The organism is Armatimonadota bacterium (genome assembly GCA_013314775.1).
Taxonomy (GTDB): Bacteria; Armatimonadota; Zipacnadia; order Zipacnadales; family JABUFB01; genus JABUFB01.
The window spans coordinates 335,400-350,489 of the sequence record JABUFB010000010.1 but is presented as its reverse complement, the minus strand read 5'-3'; the positions used below and the strand labels follow the sequence as shown (position 1 = coordinate 350,489).

Below are 15,090 nucleotides of genomic sequence, written 5' to 3'. Positions count from 1 at the left end.
TGCCCTTCACAGATGACCGAGGTCCCGGCCAACGCCATGTCTCTGACACGCCCTCCCATCCTGGTGCTTCTCATCTGCGCCCTGTGCGTAGCGGCTGGTTCCCGCCCGGCGGCTGAATGGCTGCACCGGGAGATCGAGGCGATCCTGGCGCAGCCCGAATACCGGCGGGGCGTGCCGCTGATCCAGAAGCTGCTGGAATGGATCGATGAGCTCCTGCGGAGCTGGTGGGGAGACGAGGTCTTCGCGCTGAAGGAGGCCTGGCCGGGGCTTTACTGGGGGATTGTGGCTCTATTGATCGTCGCCTTGGCCCTGCTGCTGGCGCACATCCTGATCACCATCCGCAATGCCTTTCGCGAAGGCGTTGTAACCCGCGCTCCAGCGCCAAGAGGTCGTTCCGCAGATCCGGCACAGCTCAGGGAACAGGCCCGGAGACTCGCGAGCGCCGGCAGGCTGCACGAGGCGGTCCATCTGCTGTTCGAAGCGGTTGTGCGGCAACTGGACCGGGCCGGGGCATTGCGATACGACCCGGCCAGCACGAACTGGGAGTACGTGGCGGCTCTCGGGGACCATCCTACGATCCGGAGCGAACTTCAGGAGCTTGCCCGCGAACTCGATGTTGTCTGGTATGGCGGCGTGCCGCTGGATGGTGACCGCTTTGAGGAGTGCGCTGCGAAGCTGGACCGGGTCTGGGAATTGGCGGTGGAGCTCGGATGAACCGCTTCACCGTTCTCGTCGTTGTTGTTGTCGCCGTGCTTTGTTTTTCGCTCACGGCCACCTACATGTCATCCCGTACGCCCAGACAGGACCTGAACGCCGATCACGCCAGTCACCGCACCAATGAGTGGGGCGTCAAGGCCCTGCGGGAGCTTCTCGGGCGCGCGGGACTAAAGACATCCGACTGGAGCAAGCCCTTCGGCGAGCTTGGCAATGAGCGCGGCGTGCTCTGGGTGTTCGACCCCCAGGAGGAGATCAACAGGGACGAAATCCGGGGGATGCTGGCGTGGGTTGCGCGGGGGAACCGGGCCATCATCGCCCCCGATCCGGCGGACTCGGTCCGAGGGGCAACCCTCCCCAATGCGGGGCCGGACCGCTCCCTTCTGGCCGCTCTTGGCTGGAGTGCCGCACAGTCGGGTGCGCCCATTCCCGAGCGCGTCCATGTCCAGCCCACCGATCCTTTCTGCAGGGACGTGGACCAGCTTCACCTGCCGCGTGGCTGGCGATTGCAGGACGACTCTCTGCGGCCTGCGCAGGGCGGAACTCAGCAGCGGCTGGAGGAGGTCCCGAGCCTGTGGCGCCTGGTGGGCAAGCCGGGCAGCCCGGTCCTTGCGGTGGGATCGATCGGCCAGGGCGAACTTGTGGTCTTGTGTGACGCAGACATGCTCGCCAACGCTTCCATCGGAGAAGCGGACAATGTCGTGCTCGCGGCGAACCTCTCCTTCGGCGGACCCGGAGACCGGGTGTTCTTCGATGAGGGCCACCGGGAGCGCGCTCCCGCGGCGGCGAGCAAGAAGCTGGACAGGTCGGCCCCCGATCGGGCAGTCTGGACGCTGATCCTGATCTTGGCGGCTTTTATCGCAGGGCGGGTGATTCGGTTCGGCGGCATCGTTCCGTCGCCTCTGCCTCCCCGGCGTTCTGCGGTGGAGTATGTGCGCGCCTTCGCCACCGTCTACCAGCGCGCGGGGCGGCCCAGGGCCGCGCTGGAGATGGCATTCAGCCATTTTCAGTCGCGCCTGGCGATTGCGTGCGCCGTGTCGCCGACACTCGAACCCGATGCCCTGGTCCGGGCAGTTGCGCGCAGGCGCCCGGCGATCGACCCAGACGAGCTGGAGACGCTGCTGCGCGAATGCCGCGCAGCGCTGGAGCCCGGCAGTCACCTGCATGACGCGGACTTGCTGCGCCTGGTCCGCCAAATCTCCCGCTTCGAGCAGGAGCTTACGCCCCATGACCTTTGAGAGCGCTGCACCTCGACGGGCTGCCGACCTTGCCGGACGAATCATCGAGTCCGTACGCAAGGCGGTGATCGGCAATGAGACCGTGATTCAGCAGCTTCTTGTGGCGATTCTCGCTCGGGGACACGTGCTGCTGGAAGGCGTACCGGGCACCGCAAAAACGCTGCTGGTGAAGACGCTTGCAGTCAGCCTTGGGATGGAGTTCAAACGCGCGCAGATGACGCCGGATCTCATGCCCTCTGACATTCTGGGCACCAGCGTCTTCGAACTCGCAACCCGCACCTTTCACTTCCAGCCAGGGCCGGTGTTCACCACTGTTCTCCTGGCGGATGAGATCAACCGCGCGCCGGCGAAGACCCAGTCTGCGCTCCTCGAGGCCATGCAGGAGCGTCAGGTGACGGTGGATGGAGAGCGCCGCCCGCTTCCCGCAGACTTCACCGTTTTTGCCACTCAGAACCCGGTGGAGTACGAGGGTACATATCCACTGCCGGAGGCCCAACTGGATCGCTTCATGCTGAAGATACTGGTTCCGTACCTGGAGCCCCAGGCGGAGGATGAGCTCCTCGCCCGGTACAATGATGGCTTCGACGCCGACCGGCTGGACGAGGCCGGCGTTACGGTGGTGACCAGCGCAGATGAATTGGGGGCTGTGCGACGGGAGATTCAGGAGCTCACTGCCGAACCGGAGCTCCTGCATTACGTGGGGGAGATCGTTCGGGCTACACGTATTCACCCGAACCTGGTGCTGGGGTGCAGCCCGCGGGCAGGGGTGATGCTCCTGCAAGCGGCCAAGTCTCTAGCAGCCCTGCGCGGACGGGCTTTTGTGACCCCCGATGATGTGAAGGACATTGCCCTGCCGGTCCTGCGCCACCGGGTCATCCTGCGGCCGGAGGCGGAAATTGAGGGCATCGGGGCGGACGACGTGATCCGCAACGTGCTGGCCGCAGTTGAGGTGCCGAGATAGACCATGCGACTCACCGTGCTCGGGCTGCTGCTGATGCTGCCCGCTGTGGCGCTGCAACTGGCCGGGGCTTACGTTCCGGCTGCCGGCGCTGTCGGTTGGGCGTGGCTCGGCCTGATCGCGATGCTGGCGATGCTGGACGCCCTCTGGGCACGGGGCGCATGCCGGGTCGAGCTGGAGCGTCTCGTCCCCGAGCGCCTGTCGTTAGGGGTGGAGACCCAGGTCGGAATTCGCGTGCGCAACAGGACCCCACGGTCATGGCGACTGATAGTCAAGGACGACCCGCCGGAGCTCTTCCGGCAGATCGGCCGTGAGCGCACAGTCCGGCTAGCACCCTTTGAGCAGGGCGAAATCCGGTATCCGCTCCTGCCCACGCGCCGCGGTGACTTCACGTTTGGAGATGTCCACCTGCGCGGCACGGGCAGGTTGGGCCTCTGCGCCTGGCACAAGACCGTGCCCCTTGCGGCCCCAACCAGGGTCTATCCGAACCTGGTGCAGGTGGACCGCTATGAGGCCCTCGCACGCGCCGACCGTTTGCAGCAGGCTGGTTTCCGGCCCCTCCGCATTCAGGGGCAAGGCGCCGAGTTCGAGAGCCTCCGGGAGTACATCCCGGATGACGAATACGGGAGCATCGACTGGAAGGCCACGGCGCGACGGAACCGTCCCATCGTGCGCCTTTATGACATAGAGCGCAGCCAGACGCTCATGCTCATGCTGGACGCCGGGCGCATGATGACGGCGGAAGTCGGGGGGCTTACGAAGCTCGACCACGCCGTGAACGCGGCGCTGATGCTCGCCCATGTGGCCTCACACACGGGTGATTGTGTGGGGATGCTGGCCTTCGGGCGCACCCCGAAAGCCTTCGTGCCCGCGGGTCGCGGCGCGGCGCAGGTCGGGCGGATAATCGATCAGTTGTACGCCGTCCAGCCCGCTCTCGAGGAGCCGGACTACGACCGGGCTTTCGCGGCGCTGGCCCACCGCTGCCGTAAACGCGCGCTGGTGGTGCTGTTCTCGGACCTCGTGGACGAGGACTGCTCGCGTTCACTGATAGCGCATGCTGGCGCGCTTCGCCCGCGCCACTTGCCGCTGCTAGTGACACTGCGCGATCCCGATCTGGAGGCAGTAGGGCGAGGCATCCCGGGCGATGTGAACGCCGCGTATGAGCGGGCTGTCGCAGCGGATGTGCTCGCCCGGCGAGATGCAGCGTTGGCAACGCTCCGGGCGCGCGGGGCACTGGTAGTAGATGCGCCGGCGGGGAACTTTACGGTCGCGACGGTGAACCAGTACCTGCAGCTCAAGGCGCGGGGGATGTTATAGATCGCACCGGGGACCGGCCTGAGGGTTCGCGGCCTCAGATGCCAGTCGCCCAGGTGTGCAGCCGGCGTCGGGACGCCCGCCCCACGCGACACAAGGCAAACGACCCGCGCAGACCACTACACCAGCCTGAAAGTCTTTATCTCGAAGGGCCGAATGTCGAAGGCCAGCACTCCCTCCGCGAAGTCGGCCGCCTTTGCGTCCTCTTCCACCAGATTGCATTCGCGCACTTCGCTCACCGGGAAGTTGATCTCCACCGTGACTCGCCCTCGGCTGCCGTAAGGTTCATACAGGCGCAGGATGTCCCCGTCACCGTTCTCGGCGGGCTTCAATGTCTCTACGATTGCCGGTCCATCCACCCGCATGAAGCAGACACTGCTCTGCTGGCGATCCGTAGGCACGGCGAAGAGCGGAACATTGAGCTGCCAGGCTTGCTGCACGGTCCCCCCCTGACGCCAGTCGCCCTCGTGGGGCAGGAGCGAGTAGGTGAACTCGTGTTCACCGAGATCTGCCTCCGGGTCCGGGTACTCCGGCCCTCGCAGCAGTGTGAGCCGCAGCACATTGCCGAGGGCATCGTGCCCGTACTTGCAGTCATTGAGCAGGCTCACGCCGTATCCCCCCTCGGAAAGGTCGACCCAGCGCTGAGCGGCGACTTCGAACTTCTCTTCATCCCAGGACGTGTTGCGGTGCGTCGGGCGTTGGATCACCCCGAACTGCACCTCGTATGTCGCCTGGTCTGTATGGATGGCCAGCGGGAAGGCGGCCTTGAGCATGGTCTGCCGCTCGCGCCAGTCGACCCAGGTGCGGAAGTCAATGCGGGGCTTGTTGTCATATAGCATGATGTCTTGGATCAGCCGGGTATCCCGGTGACTGCGCTCCACCCGAATCGTCGCCCGCACCGGCCCGCTTTCCGTGACCCGCAGGCTGCAGTCACCTTCCCAGGGGTACTCGCGCCTGGTGGAGGTCGGGTGCACATTCCAGGCCGCCTCGCGCTCGGGGCCGTCCTGGAACAGTTGCAGGCGGTTCGCGGGCTGCCCGTCGGGGATAACCTCGCGTCCGGCGCGCTTGTCGTAGATGCTCAGCACCTCGCCGATCTCTGACAATTGCACGCGGAAGAACTGATTCTCGAGGGTGTTCCCAGATGCGGTCACCAGAGACCGCAGCGGCCGATCCTGCACCAACTCCAGCAGCGCGCCGCCCAGTGACGGGACCCTTTCCGCAGCCGCGAGCACCCGGATGCGGTCGCCATCGTGTCCGACTACCTGCACCGGTACCTGCTGCCCCCGGATGACTCCGACCAGGTCGTCCCCCACATCCGGCGCATCCAGTTCAACCACGCCGCTTCGTTCCCACGAAAGCGGGTTGAACACCGCGAACCGCAGGGTGTCCCGCGCATCCCCAACGATGCGCGACAGCGCCTGCTGACCCACCTTGCGGGCTGTCTGAAGCACCTGCTCGTGGTCTCGCGCGGCATCTTCGAAGGTTTCCTTCACCGACGTCCCGGGCAGGATATCATGGAACTGGTGCAGCAGAACCTTCTCCCACGCTGCGCGCAACGGCGCCACGTCCACGCTTTCGTGCAGGCGATTCGCAACAACGGCTATCATCTCGGCGCTGCGCAAGGCAAGCTCACACTGCCGGTTGGATCGTTTGATGCGCGCCTGGCTTGTGGATGTGCCCCGGTGGGTCTCCAGGTACAGTTCGCCCACCCAGACGGGCAGGTCCGGGTTATGCTCCCGTACCTGCGCGAAGAACTCCTCGGTGGTCCCGATTCTGCACTCAGGCAGGCCTGGGAAGCGTTCGGCACGCCGGGCGTATTCCATCATCTGTTCGTTCACGCCGCCACCACCGTCGCCGAACCCGAAGGGGAACAACTGTTGGTCATAGGTGCCCTTCTGCAGGTAGGTGCGCCAGGCAGTCGCGAGCTGCTCCGGCGTGGGCTGGCCATTGTAGCCGCCGCCCCCGAGCTTCGGGATATGCGCTAGCACCCGGGTGCCGTCGCAGCCCTGCCACCAGAAGAGATGATGCGGGAACGGATTGCGCGACTGCCAGTGGAGTTTCCAGGTCCAGAATGATGTGAGCCCGCAGCCTGCGAGAATCTGTGGCAGGCCGGCGTTGTAGCCGAACACATCGGGCAACCAGCAGACAGTGGGCCGGGTGCCGAACTCCTCGCGGAAAAACGCGAGCCCGTGGAGAATCTGGCGGATCAAGGATTCGCCCGAGGTCACGTTGCAGTCCGCTTCGACCCACATCCCTCCGGTGGTCTCCCAGCGCCCGGAGGCCACAAGCTCGCGCATCCGGGAGTACACGTCGGGGTAGTGGTCCCGCGTGAACTGGTAAACCTGGGCCTGGCTGCACGAAAACTTGTAGTCGGGGTAGCGGTCCATCATCCAACAGGCGGTTGAGAACGTGCGGCCGCACTTGCGGATGGTCTCCTTGATGGGCCACAGGTACGCCACGTCGATGTGGGTGTGCCCCGTGAGCATGATGCGGCCGTTCTCTGGATCCTGTGCGATGCTCAGGATGGCCGCCAGCAGGTGCTTGCGCGCCCGGTCAAGTTCCTCCAGCACCAATTCGCGGGGAGCGGAGAGAGTAAACGCGAGCATCGACTCCTCGATGGCCTTCCCCAGAAGCTCCTTGCGCCGGCCGTCCTCCAGCGCATTGAAGGCTTCAAAAGCGAACCGCATGTCCCACAGCGCGGCCTCGACGTCGGGGTTGATCTGCACCAGTCTTGCACCGGTGAAGGTGCTGGTAGTGCCTGCGAGATGAGGCTCGCAGCGCACCCGGGGAACACAATCCCATTCGATCTCCAGGTCCAGATCCCCCGGCGCGGGAGCCGGACACCGACTGTGGCCGTGATCCAGCCCCGACCACGGCCGCCCGTTGACGCTGAGCAGGCCTTCCATGGTTTCGAACCCGAACTGCAGGAAGGTGTTCGCAAGGTCCCAGTCATCGGGCACGTGGACGCGCCCCCGCATGAACACCGTGAGCCCCGCGAGCCAGTGAGACCGCGCCGGAATCTCCGCCCAGTCGTCGAGTTCCTCATACCGCTCTGGCGCGATATGTTTCGCCGTGCGCGCCTTCCACGGGCCAATGGGCAGTGACTTCTCGGCGCACAGGCCTTCGAGAATCTGTAGCTTCTTGATGATGATGCGCGGATCCATGATTGCCGTGATCCTCACAGATTGGCGATGGGTTCAGTATTATGGTTCGGATCAGTCCAAGGACAGGAAGTCTCCCGTGTCCCGCATCCAGCGCTTCAGGAGATCGCGCAGGCGGTTGCGAATGTCCTTCAGTGCAGGCTCGGACGCCAGGTTGCGCAGCTCCCACGGGTCCTCGCGCAGGTCATACAACTCGTCGATGTCGTCACGGTTCCAAATGTACTTGTAGTCACCCGATACTACGCAACGCTGATACAGGTCGGGCACCAGGTTGCCATTGTACTCGCAGAAAACCGCTTCGTGAAGCAATTCACCGTTCCCCCAAAGCAGCGGCCGCAGGGACTGCCCCTGCATGGCCTCGGGCGCCGGTGCCCCGCACAAGTCCAGGATCGTCGGGGCGATGTCCACATGGCTGGTCAGCTGCTCTCGCGGACCGGGCAGCGTTCCCGGGGCTGACACCATCATCGGCAGGTGGATTGCCTCCTCATAGCAGACCATCTTCTGGAAATACTGGTGGGCGCCGAGCATCTCGCCGTGGTCCGGGTGGAAGATGATCGCAGTCTCATCCAGGCCCCAGCGCTCATCGGCGGCATCCAGCACCCTGCCGATGCAGTGGTCCACCAGCGTCACGCAGCCGTAGTACGCCGCCCAGGCCTCGCGCCAGTCATCCAGGGATTTCCCCGCTCCCACCTGTCCGGGGAGATGTTCCAGATGCATGCCGGGCTTGCCCGCCTGATTGCCCGGAACGTTGGGAGGAAGCGCGATGTCGGCGGGTTCGTACATGCTGAAGTAGGGCTCCGGGATCACGAAGGGCGGGTGAGGCAACCACAGGAAGCACATCAGGAACGTTGGCTGGCCGTCAGGCGCTTCGCGGATGAACTCGACGGCGCGATCAGCGTAGTACACGTCCTCGAAGTCCGGCAGATCGAAGGGATGCCGGCCGGGCTTCGGCGCGGAGAACCGGTGGGTGACGACGCTGTTACCGACCCGTGTGGGGCACGGGTGCTGGTGTGGGCTCATGTCAGGCATCTCCAGGCCACGCTCGCGGACGTGTCGGATCCAGTCTGCCTTCGAGATGAAACGGCTGAATGCCGTGCTCTCTCCGAGCGGCGGCACCGTCCGCACGTGATCAACCCCGAAATGGCCAACTCGGTACCCACACGAGGCCAGCAGTTCGCCGATGGTGCGCTCACCCGGGTTGAGCTGAGATGCTTCACGGTCGCCGGCGGCCCCAAAGCCGTTGACAATCGCTCCGCAAGAATGGGAGTAGCGGCCGGTATGCAGCGAGGACCTCGCCGGCACGCAGAGCGGACAGGTGGTGTAGTGGCGCTGGAAGACTGCTGAACGCGCGGCGAGGGCGTCCAGATTCGGCGTTCGCACCGGGCGATCCGAGTACGCGCCAACACAGTCACGGCGATGCTGGTCGGTCATGATCCAGAGAATATTGGGCGGCATTGAGGCCTCCAAATCAGGCAGCTGCAAAGGGTCATATGGGGTTCGCGCGAGAGGCAACGGCCGGCGGGCGACCCGCGCTTCAAATCATGTGCGAGCCCCCGCTATTCCCTGGCCTTCGTGGCCTGGGACAGGTCCATGGTGGCCAGGCGTCGCGCACCGGCCCACGCAGATGCCCCCACCAGCGCGAACACGATGGCAACCGTCACAACATGGACCCACGGCGGGAGGATCGCCCGGAAAGTCATGTTCTCCGTGTTGTAACTCGCCATGAACAGCGTGTTGAGCCTCACCCCCAGCGGAATACCCACAATCAGCCCCAGAACCGCAAGCACGAACAGCTCGAAGGCGATCAGCCCCGCAGCAGATCTTGCGGCGAAGCCCAGGCTGCGCAAGGTCGCCAGTTCCCGGGTGCGTTCCAGGATGGATACGGAGGCCACGCTCTGGACAGCAGCTCCCGCCAGGACGCTGCCGAAACTCAGCAGGACGCCGATGAAAACGAACATCAGTCCCATCTGCTCTTCAATCTGCTCTTCGGCGTCCCGGGTGGTGGTGACCGCGGCCACAGCGTCAGATCGCTCCAGCCGGCGCCGCAGGGCCTCTGTCTCTGCCGGGTCGCAGGCGATGAAGGCTCCGTAGGAACTCTCCGGATATACGCGGTCCGAGAACGCGCGGCGCACGTCGTGGTACTCGCCATAGCACGAGTTACCCATGGACACGTCCACGAGCCCGGACACCCTCATGAGCCTGCCCACCGGCCTGCGCCTGCTGGTGCGGATCCACTCGACCCAGATGGGATCGCCCGTCTCCACTCCGAGGCGTTCAGCGATCTTCAGCGGAACCCAGATTCCGTCCGGCGTTGTGTGGATCAGTTCCCCCGTGACCGCGTGGAGACGCAGGAGTCTTTGGCCGGATCGGATTCCCGTGAGCATCAGTTCGGCCTCCCCTCGGTCTGACCGTAATCGCACCGGCAGACCGGTGTTCGGCGACACCTCGCGCACCCCGGGCAGGCCGCGGATGAACCGTGCTACCTCCAGGCCGCCGGGCGATGTGAACTGCGCGTCAATCTCGTACGTGCGGGTCCCCTGCAGATACTCATCGATGGCATCCATCGTCGACACATACATGCCGAAGGTGGTGATAATAATGGCGGCCCCGCCGATAATCCCGGCCATCGCAAGGAGCGTTCTCGATGCCCGGCGGAAAATGCCTCGCAGGGGTATGAGATACACGACGCGCGGCAGACGGATCAGCCGGGTAAGCCGGCGCTGGGCCAGTATACCACGGGGGCTCTCAATATCCCCGCGCATCGCCACCGCCGGCGTGAGCCGCGCTGCCATCCGCGCCGGTAGATATGCAGCCAAGAAGCCTGTTCCCGCGGCCATGAGGAATGCCGAGCCCATGGTGGTCCACTGGGGTTCCGTGTAGAACATGGCGAGCTTCAGGGACTCGGCATACTGCTTCCCCAGCCATTGTGCGAGAAGATGCCCCAGCACGACGCCGGGAATGGCGCCTCCGACGCTCACAATCACCCCTTGCAGCACATGCTGGACGAGGATCTGGGCGTCGCTGAACCCGCAGGCCTTGAGCATCCCGATGAGCGAGACTTGCAGGCGGACGATCCGGCTAAGTGCGCCGTACAGCGACAGCCCCGCGGCTGCCAGGAAAAGCAAAGGGAAGAACACGCTGAGGGTCGCGAAGCCCTGCTGGTCCATGTCAAGGAGCCGCTTGCTAGGCTGGTCGTCCTGTACGAACCCGGTCTCGAGGCCGTAGCTCTCGACCAGGCCCTCGAGCTTCTCCAGGACTTCCTCCCGGGTTCCGGGGTCCGTCAGCACATGCAGTTCGGTGATCTGGCGACCGATCCCCAGCCACTCCCGCGCCCTGGCCTCGTCGATGAAGACTACCCCGAAAGTCCCCCGGGCCACGAACAGCGAATACTGGGAAGGGACCGGGTAGACATACTCCGGGCTGATCGCGAATCCCACCAGGGTGAACTCTCGCTCCCGGCCCACGTAGGAGCACTTGATGACGTCGCCGAGCCGGTAACCCGACTCGGCGGCGAACTGGTGCTCGAGCACCGCCTCGTCGGCATTGCGGATTCTGCGCCCGTGCACGAGGAGGAGATCATTGATGGCTGGCGGGCGAAAGCGCGGGACACCCACGAACCGTCCCATAACCCGCTCATGCTCCCGGCCATCCTGGATGATCGCGCCGTCGCGCACCACCCGGCCCATGGCCTCGCGCACATGCGGGATGGTCCGTGCCTGGTCCACGAGGCCTTCGGGGCCGCGGTCGAACAGGACGGACGCATCTGCAAGGCGCCCTGTGGAGTAGATCGTGGAGTACGTTACCGTGAGGAACTGGTACGCCTGGTAGAGTCCAACGAACAACAAGACGCCGATAGCCACGAGGATCATGAGGCTGACGGTTTGACCGCCCAATGCCCTCGCATCGGCGAAGACTTTGCGCCGGAACATGGGCACGACCGCGGCCTCCACCAGCGCCCCTGCGAACTGCAGAAACCCGCTGACGGGGGACAGGAGTCGCTCAGGCAACGGTGACGGGGTCCCGGGCCTCACCCTCGGCCACCTCCACCACGATGCCGTCCCGCATGGTCACGACCAGATCACCGATGTGTGCGAACACAGGATTGTGGGTAACCATGATGAGGGTCATGTCGCGCGACCGCGTCTCGTGCCACAGGACCGACAGCACCTCGCGACCGGTCTGGACATCCAGCGCACCGGTAGGCTCGTCAGCCAGCAGCAGGCGAGGCTGCTTCACCAGAGCTCGGGCGATTGCCACGCGTTGCTGCTGGCCACCGCTCAATTGGGAAGGGAGGTGGTCGGCGAACTCGGACAGCCCAACGGACTCCAGCACCGACGCGGAACGCCCCTCGAAACCCACAAGTTGCTCGATGAGGAGAACATTCTCCAATGCGGTGAGGGTTGGGACGAGGTTGAACATTTGGAAGACGAAACCCACGTCCTCCCGTCGGTACTCCGTCAGGCGCGCCTCATTGAGTTCGGACAGCCGCCTGCCGAAGGCGGACAGCTCTCCCGCTGTAGGCTTGTCAAGTCCGCCGATGAGATTGAGGAGCGTCGTTTTACCGCAGCCGCTGGGGCCCAGCATGACCACGAACTTGCCGGCAGGCAGTTCGAGATCAACGCCTCGCAGCGCCTGGACCGTCACGTCGCCCAGCGGGTAATCCTTGCGCAGGCCGCGAGCCACCACCGCCGGCTCTCTGGAACTCATCGCGCGCCACCGGCCCTGTCGCCGGCCGGCGAGGGCTCCTCGCGCGCATCCACGCGCATGCCCTCGCGCAGATCGGCCTTCCCGTCGACGATCACCGCCTCGCCTTCTCGCAAGCCCTCGAGAATTTGGATCTGGTCGAAGTTGTTGGGGCCAACTTGCACGTCACGCCGCCAAGCCTGCCCGCCTTCCACGGTCCAGACGAGGTCTCTTGGCCCTTCCCGGACTATGCAGGCCGCAGGGATGAGCACCGCGTCATGGGCCAGGGTAACTTCGCCGTCGATATCCACCTCAGTTCCCGGGGCGAGGGGCAGTGCGCCCTGGACCGGGAGCATCCGCACCCGCACCTGCCGTGACGCGCCCGGCAGGTCCCTACGCACGACGGCTTCGCGCCCGACCTGGTCCACCGTCACATCCCAGGCGCGGCTCAGATAGCCGCCGGCGCGGCATGCGAAGCGATCACCCGGGCTCAGATAGGCCGCATCCTCGCTTTCGATGAACGCGGTCACCCAGCCGCCCGCAGCGGACACCACACGCAGCACTGCCTGTCCGGGCTGCACGATGGAACCCCGGCGCAGGTAGACCTCCACCACGGTGCCGTCAAAGGGCGACTGGATGGCATCCTGGCCCAAAGTAGCTCCCGGCAGCCCACCGACGGGTGAGATTCGGGCGAGCAACTGGGAACGGGCGACGGGGTCTCCCTCGGCCACGTAGAGCGCAGAGATTCGGCCCGACGCCTCGAAGGACAGATCGGAGCTGTCTGCCTCGACCAGCCCGGATGCGGCGATGCGCAGGCGCAGATCACCCCTGTGCGCCCGGGCAACCGTAACCTCCGGCGCACGACCCATCGCCCGCACAACACCCATCACTGCCACCAAAATCAGGACGATGGCAGCGAGCACGGCCCACTTATGGCGGACGAGAAAACGGGACATCGAGCTCTTCCCACGGCTCCTGGATACCCGGCTGATCGCTATATATGTTCCCTCCACGACAGGCCAGTCCCTCCCACACCGTGCGCTCACCATCTCCAGATCGCGGAGGAATCCGGGCACCGGACGGTCAACTGTCCTGATGAAGCGCATCTCAGGCCGGCCCGCCGGTCACAATTCAGGTGAAACTCATGTCCGGGATCATCTCTATCCGCGAGGGCGGCTACGGTAGCTGGGAAAACGCCGTGGCCAACATCGCCGACGCCGGTATCCGTCATCTCGAGATCAATGTTCGCCCCCTGGATCAGCTCGAGACCATTGCCGCAGCCTGCAAGGACGCCGGTGTCAGTATTCTCACTCTCAGTGGCGGAGTGAACCTGGATCAGGAGGCCTCCATCGACGCAGCGACTGCCACCCTTGACGCCTGCGCGAAGCTGGGCGTGCCCATCTGGTTCTGCAGCGCCAACGGTACCGAACTGGACCGCGCAATTCACATGGCGCGGCTCAAGTACCTGGGCGATGAGGCCTCCGCCCGCGGTGTCGTGATCGCTCTGGAGACCCACCCGCCCTTCTGTCAGAATGCCGACGGCATGCTGCGAACCATCGAGGAAGTGAACAGCCCGGCAGTGCGGATCAACCTGGATACCGCCAACATCTTCTACTACAATGAGGGGCTGGACAGCGCCGACGAGTTGGAGCGCGTGATAGGTTTCACCGCAAGCCTGCACCTGAAGGACACCGACGGCGGTTACCACTCGCCCAACTTCCCCGTTCTCGGCGAGGGCGTTGTGCAGTTCCCGCGCATCAAGCAGATCCTGGCTTCGGCGAATTTCGCCGGGCCGCTGACCCTGGAGCTCGAGGGGCCGCTCGTAGACGGTCTGGATGTGGCCCAGCGCCACGAGAAAGTGATCGCATGCATGGACTACCTGCGCAGCATAGGGCTTGCTTAGGAGGGATCGAAATGGCTGACTGCATTTTCTGCAAGATCGCTGCGGGGCACATCCCGGCGAAGATCGTATACGAGGATGAATTCGTCGTGGGGTTCGAGGACATCAACCCCCAGGGCCCTGTTCACGTATTGATGATCCCACGGGAGCATGTGGGGAATATCGCGTCGGTGGAGCAGGGCGACGCGGAACTCGTGGGTAGACTTGTGTTGGCCGGAGCGGAAGTTGCGCGAGAGGAAGGCATCGAGGAGACCGGCTACCGCCTGGTGCTCAATGTGGGGCCCCACGCGGGAGAGTCGGTGCCCCACCTGCACCTGCACGTCATCGGCGGTCGCCAGATGGCCTGGCCGCCGGGCTAGATCCGAGACGCTTTCTGGGTGAGAGAGCTCCCAGCGTGCCACGCGTTTCGCCGTTGCAGTCAGCGCAGGCCGTCTGCCGTCGTCTGCAGGCCGATCGCAGTGGGCGCGGGTCGCACAACGAATGGCCCACCTATCAGTGGTTGAAATCAGGGCGCACGGCGCACCTTGCGTGCGCCCTGATTGGTGCTCCGCGCGGCCTGCTATCCAGCGATCTTTTTCGCCGCAGCAAGTGCGTCGTCGTAGTCCGGCTCGTCGGTGACTTCCGGAACAATCTGGATATATCGCACGACCCCGTCTCCGTCCAGGATGACCACCGCCCGGGCCAGCAGCCCCAGTTCCTTGATTCGCAAGCCCGTGGCCAGCCCGAAGCTGTGGTCGTAGTAGTCCGACGCGGTCTTCAGATTCGCCACGGAGTTGGCCTGACACCAGCGCTCCTGGGCCGGCGGCAGATCCATGGACACCGTAACGATGACCACCTTGTCACCGAGCGCCTCAGCTTCTGCATTGAACCGCTGGGTCTGCAGACTGCAGACCGGCGTATCCAGGGAGGGCACCACGCTCAGGAGCCGGATCTTCCCCGCGTCCGTTGCGAGAGTGTACTCCGTGTCAGGGGCAAGTCCCGTGCGAATTCTGAATTCAGGTGCAGGCTGCCCCAGAACCAACTCCCCACCTTCGAGAGTCAAACCATCGCCTTTGAACGCCACTACGCCGGTTCGTTCTGCCATTTGCCCTCGCCTCCTATTCCATGTTACGACTTCGAGAC

Annotated in this window: 12 protein-coding genes; 6 read left to right on the top strand and 6 right to left on the bottom strand. The window is 64.7% G+C overall.

Annotation, left to right across the window (positions count from 1 at the left end):
- Positions 1 to 12 precede the first annotated feature (12 nt).
- Genes HPY44_14230 through HPY44_14215 form a run of 4 tightly spaced genes read left to right on the top strand, consistent with a single transcriptional unit; the run spans position 13 to position 4,227 of the window.
- Positions 13 to 714, top strand: coding sequence for a DUF4129 domain-containing protein (locus HPY44_14230; GenBank protein NSW57167.1), 702 nt, complete (start codon positions 13 to 15; stop codon positions 712 to 714).
- Positions 711 to 1,952, top strand: coding sequence for a DUF4350 domain-containing protein (locus HPY44_14225; GenBank protein NSW57166.1), 1,242 nt, complete (start codon positions 711 to 713; stop codon positions 1,950 to 1,952). The genes HPY44_14230 and HPY44_14225 overlap by 4 nt, the downstream gene beginning before the upstream one ends.
- Positions 1,942 to 2,913 carry a MoxR family ATPase gene (locus tag HPY44_14220; GenBank protein ID NSW57165.1) on the top strand — a complete coding sequence of 324 codons (972 nt, stop codon included), beginning with the start codon at positions 1,942 to 1,944 and terminating at the stop codon, positions 2,911 to 2,913. Before HPY44_14225 ends, HPY44_14220 begins: the two co-directional genes overlap by 11 nt.
- A 3-nt stretch (positions 2,914 to 2,916) precedes the next feature.
- Positions 2,917 to 4,227 (top strand): DUF58 domain-containing protein, encoded by a 1,311-nt coding sequence (locus tag HPY44_14215; GenBank protein NSW57164.1) that lies wholly within the window; start codon positions 2,917 to 2,919, stop codon positions 4,225 to 4,227.
- Positions 4,228 to 4,343: 116 nt separating this feature from the next.
- Here HPY44_14215 and HPY44_14210 read toward each other — a convergent pair whose 3' ends face one another.
- The 5 genes from HPY44_14210 to HPY44_14190 form a co-directional block, all read right to left on the bottom strand.
- On the bottom strand, positions 4,344 to 7,388 hold the full coding sequence (locus HPY44_14210; GenBank protein NSW57163.1) for an alpha-mannosidase: 3,045 nt from the start codon (positions 7,386 to 7,388) through the stop codon (positions 4,344 to 4,346).
- Positions 7,389 to 7,439: 51 nt separating this feature from the next.
- Positions 7,440 to 8,840, bottom strand: a complete 1,401-nt coding sequence (locus HPY44_14205) for a sulfatase-like hydrolase/transferase (GenBank protein ID NSW57162.1) — start codon at positions 8,838 to 8,840, stop codon at positions 7,440 to 7,442.
- A gap of 101 nt (positions 8,841 to 8,941) precedes the next feature.
- Positions 8,942 to 11,392, bottom strand: coding sequence for an ABC transporter permease (locus HPY44_14200; GenBank protein ID NSW57161.1), 2,451 nt, complete (start codon positions 11,390 to 11,392; stop codon positions 8,942 to 8,944).
- Positions 11,385 to 12,092 carry an ABC transporter ATP-binding protein gene (locus tag HPY44_14195; GenBank protein ID NSW57160.1) on the bottom strand — a complete coding sequence of 236 codons (708 nt, stop codon included), beginning with the start codon at positions 12,090 to 12,092 and terminating at the stop codon, positions 11,385 to 11,387. The genes HPY44_14200 and HPY44_14195 overlap by 8 nt, the downstream gene beginning before the upstream one ends.
- A complete protein-coding gene (locus tag HPY44_14190) occupies positions 12,089 to 13,024 on the bottom strand; it encodes an efflux RND transporter periplasmic adaptor subunit (protein NSW57159.1) in 936 nt (311 codons plus the stop codon). Before HPY44_14190 ends, HPY44_14195 begins: the two co-directional genes overlap by 4 nt.
- Before the next feature lie 188 nt (positions 13,025 to 13,212).
- On the opposite strand from HPY44_14190, the gene HPY44_14185 reads away from it, so the two are divergent.
- On the top strand, positions 13,213 to 13,971 hold the full coding sequence (locus HPY44_14185; protein ID NSW57158.1) for a sugar phosphate isomerase/epimerase: 759 nt from the start codon (positions 13,213 to 13,215) through the stop codon (positions 13,969 to 13,971).
- A gap of 11 nt (positions 13,972 to 13,982) precedes the next feature.
- Entirely contained in the window at positions 13,983 to 14,327 is a 345-nt protein-coding gene (locus HPY44_14180) for a histidine triad nucleotide-binding protein (GenBank protein NSW57157.1), read from the top strand.
- 200 nt (positions 14,328 to 14,527) lie between these two features.
- On the opposite strand, the gene tpx is transcribed toward HPY44_14180, so the two are convergent.
- A complete protein-coding gene (gene tpx, locus HPY44_14175; protein ID NSW57156.1) occupies positions 14,528 to 15,052 on the bottom strand; it encodes a thiol peroxidase in 525 nt (174 codons plus the stop codon).
- Between the last annotated feature and the right edge of the window lie 38 nt (positions 15,053 to 15,090).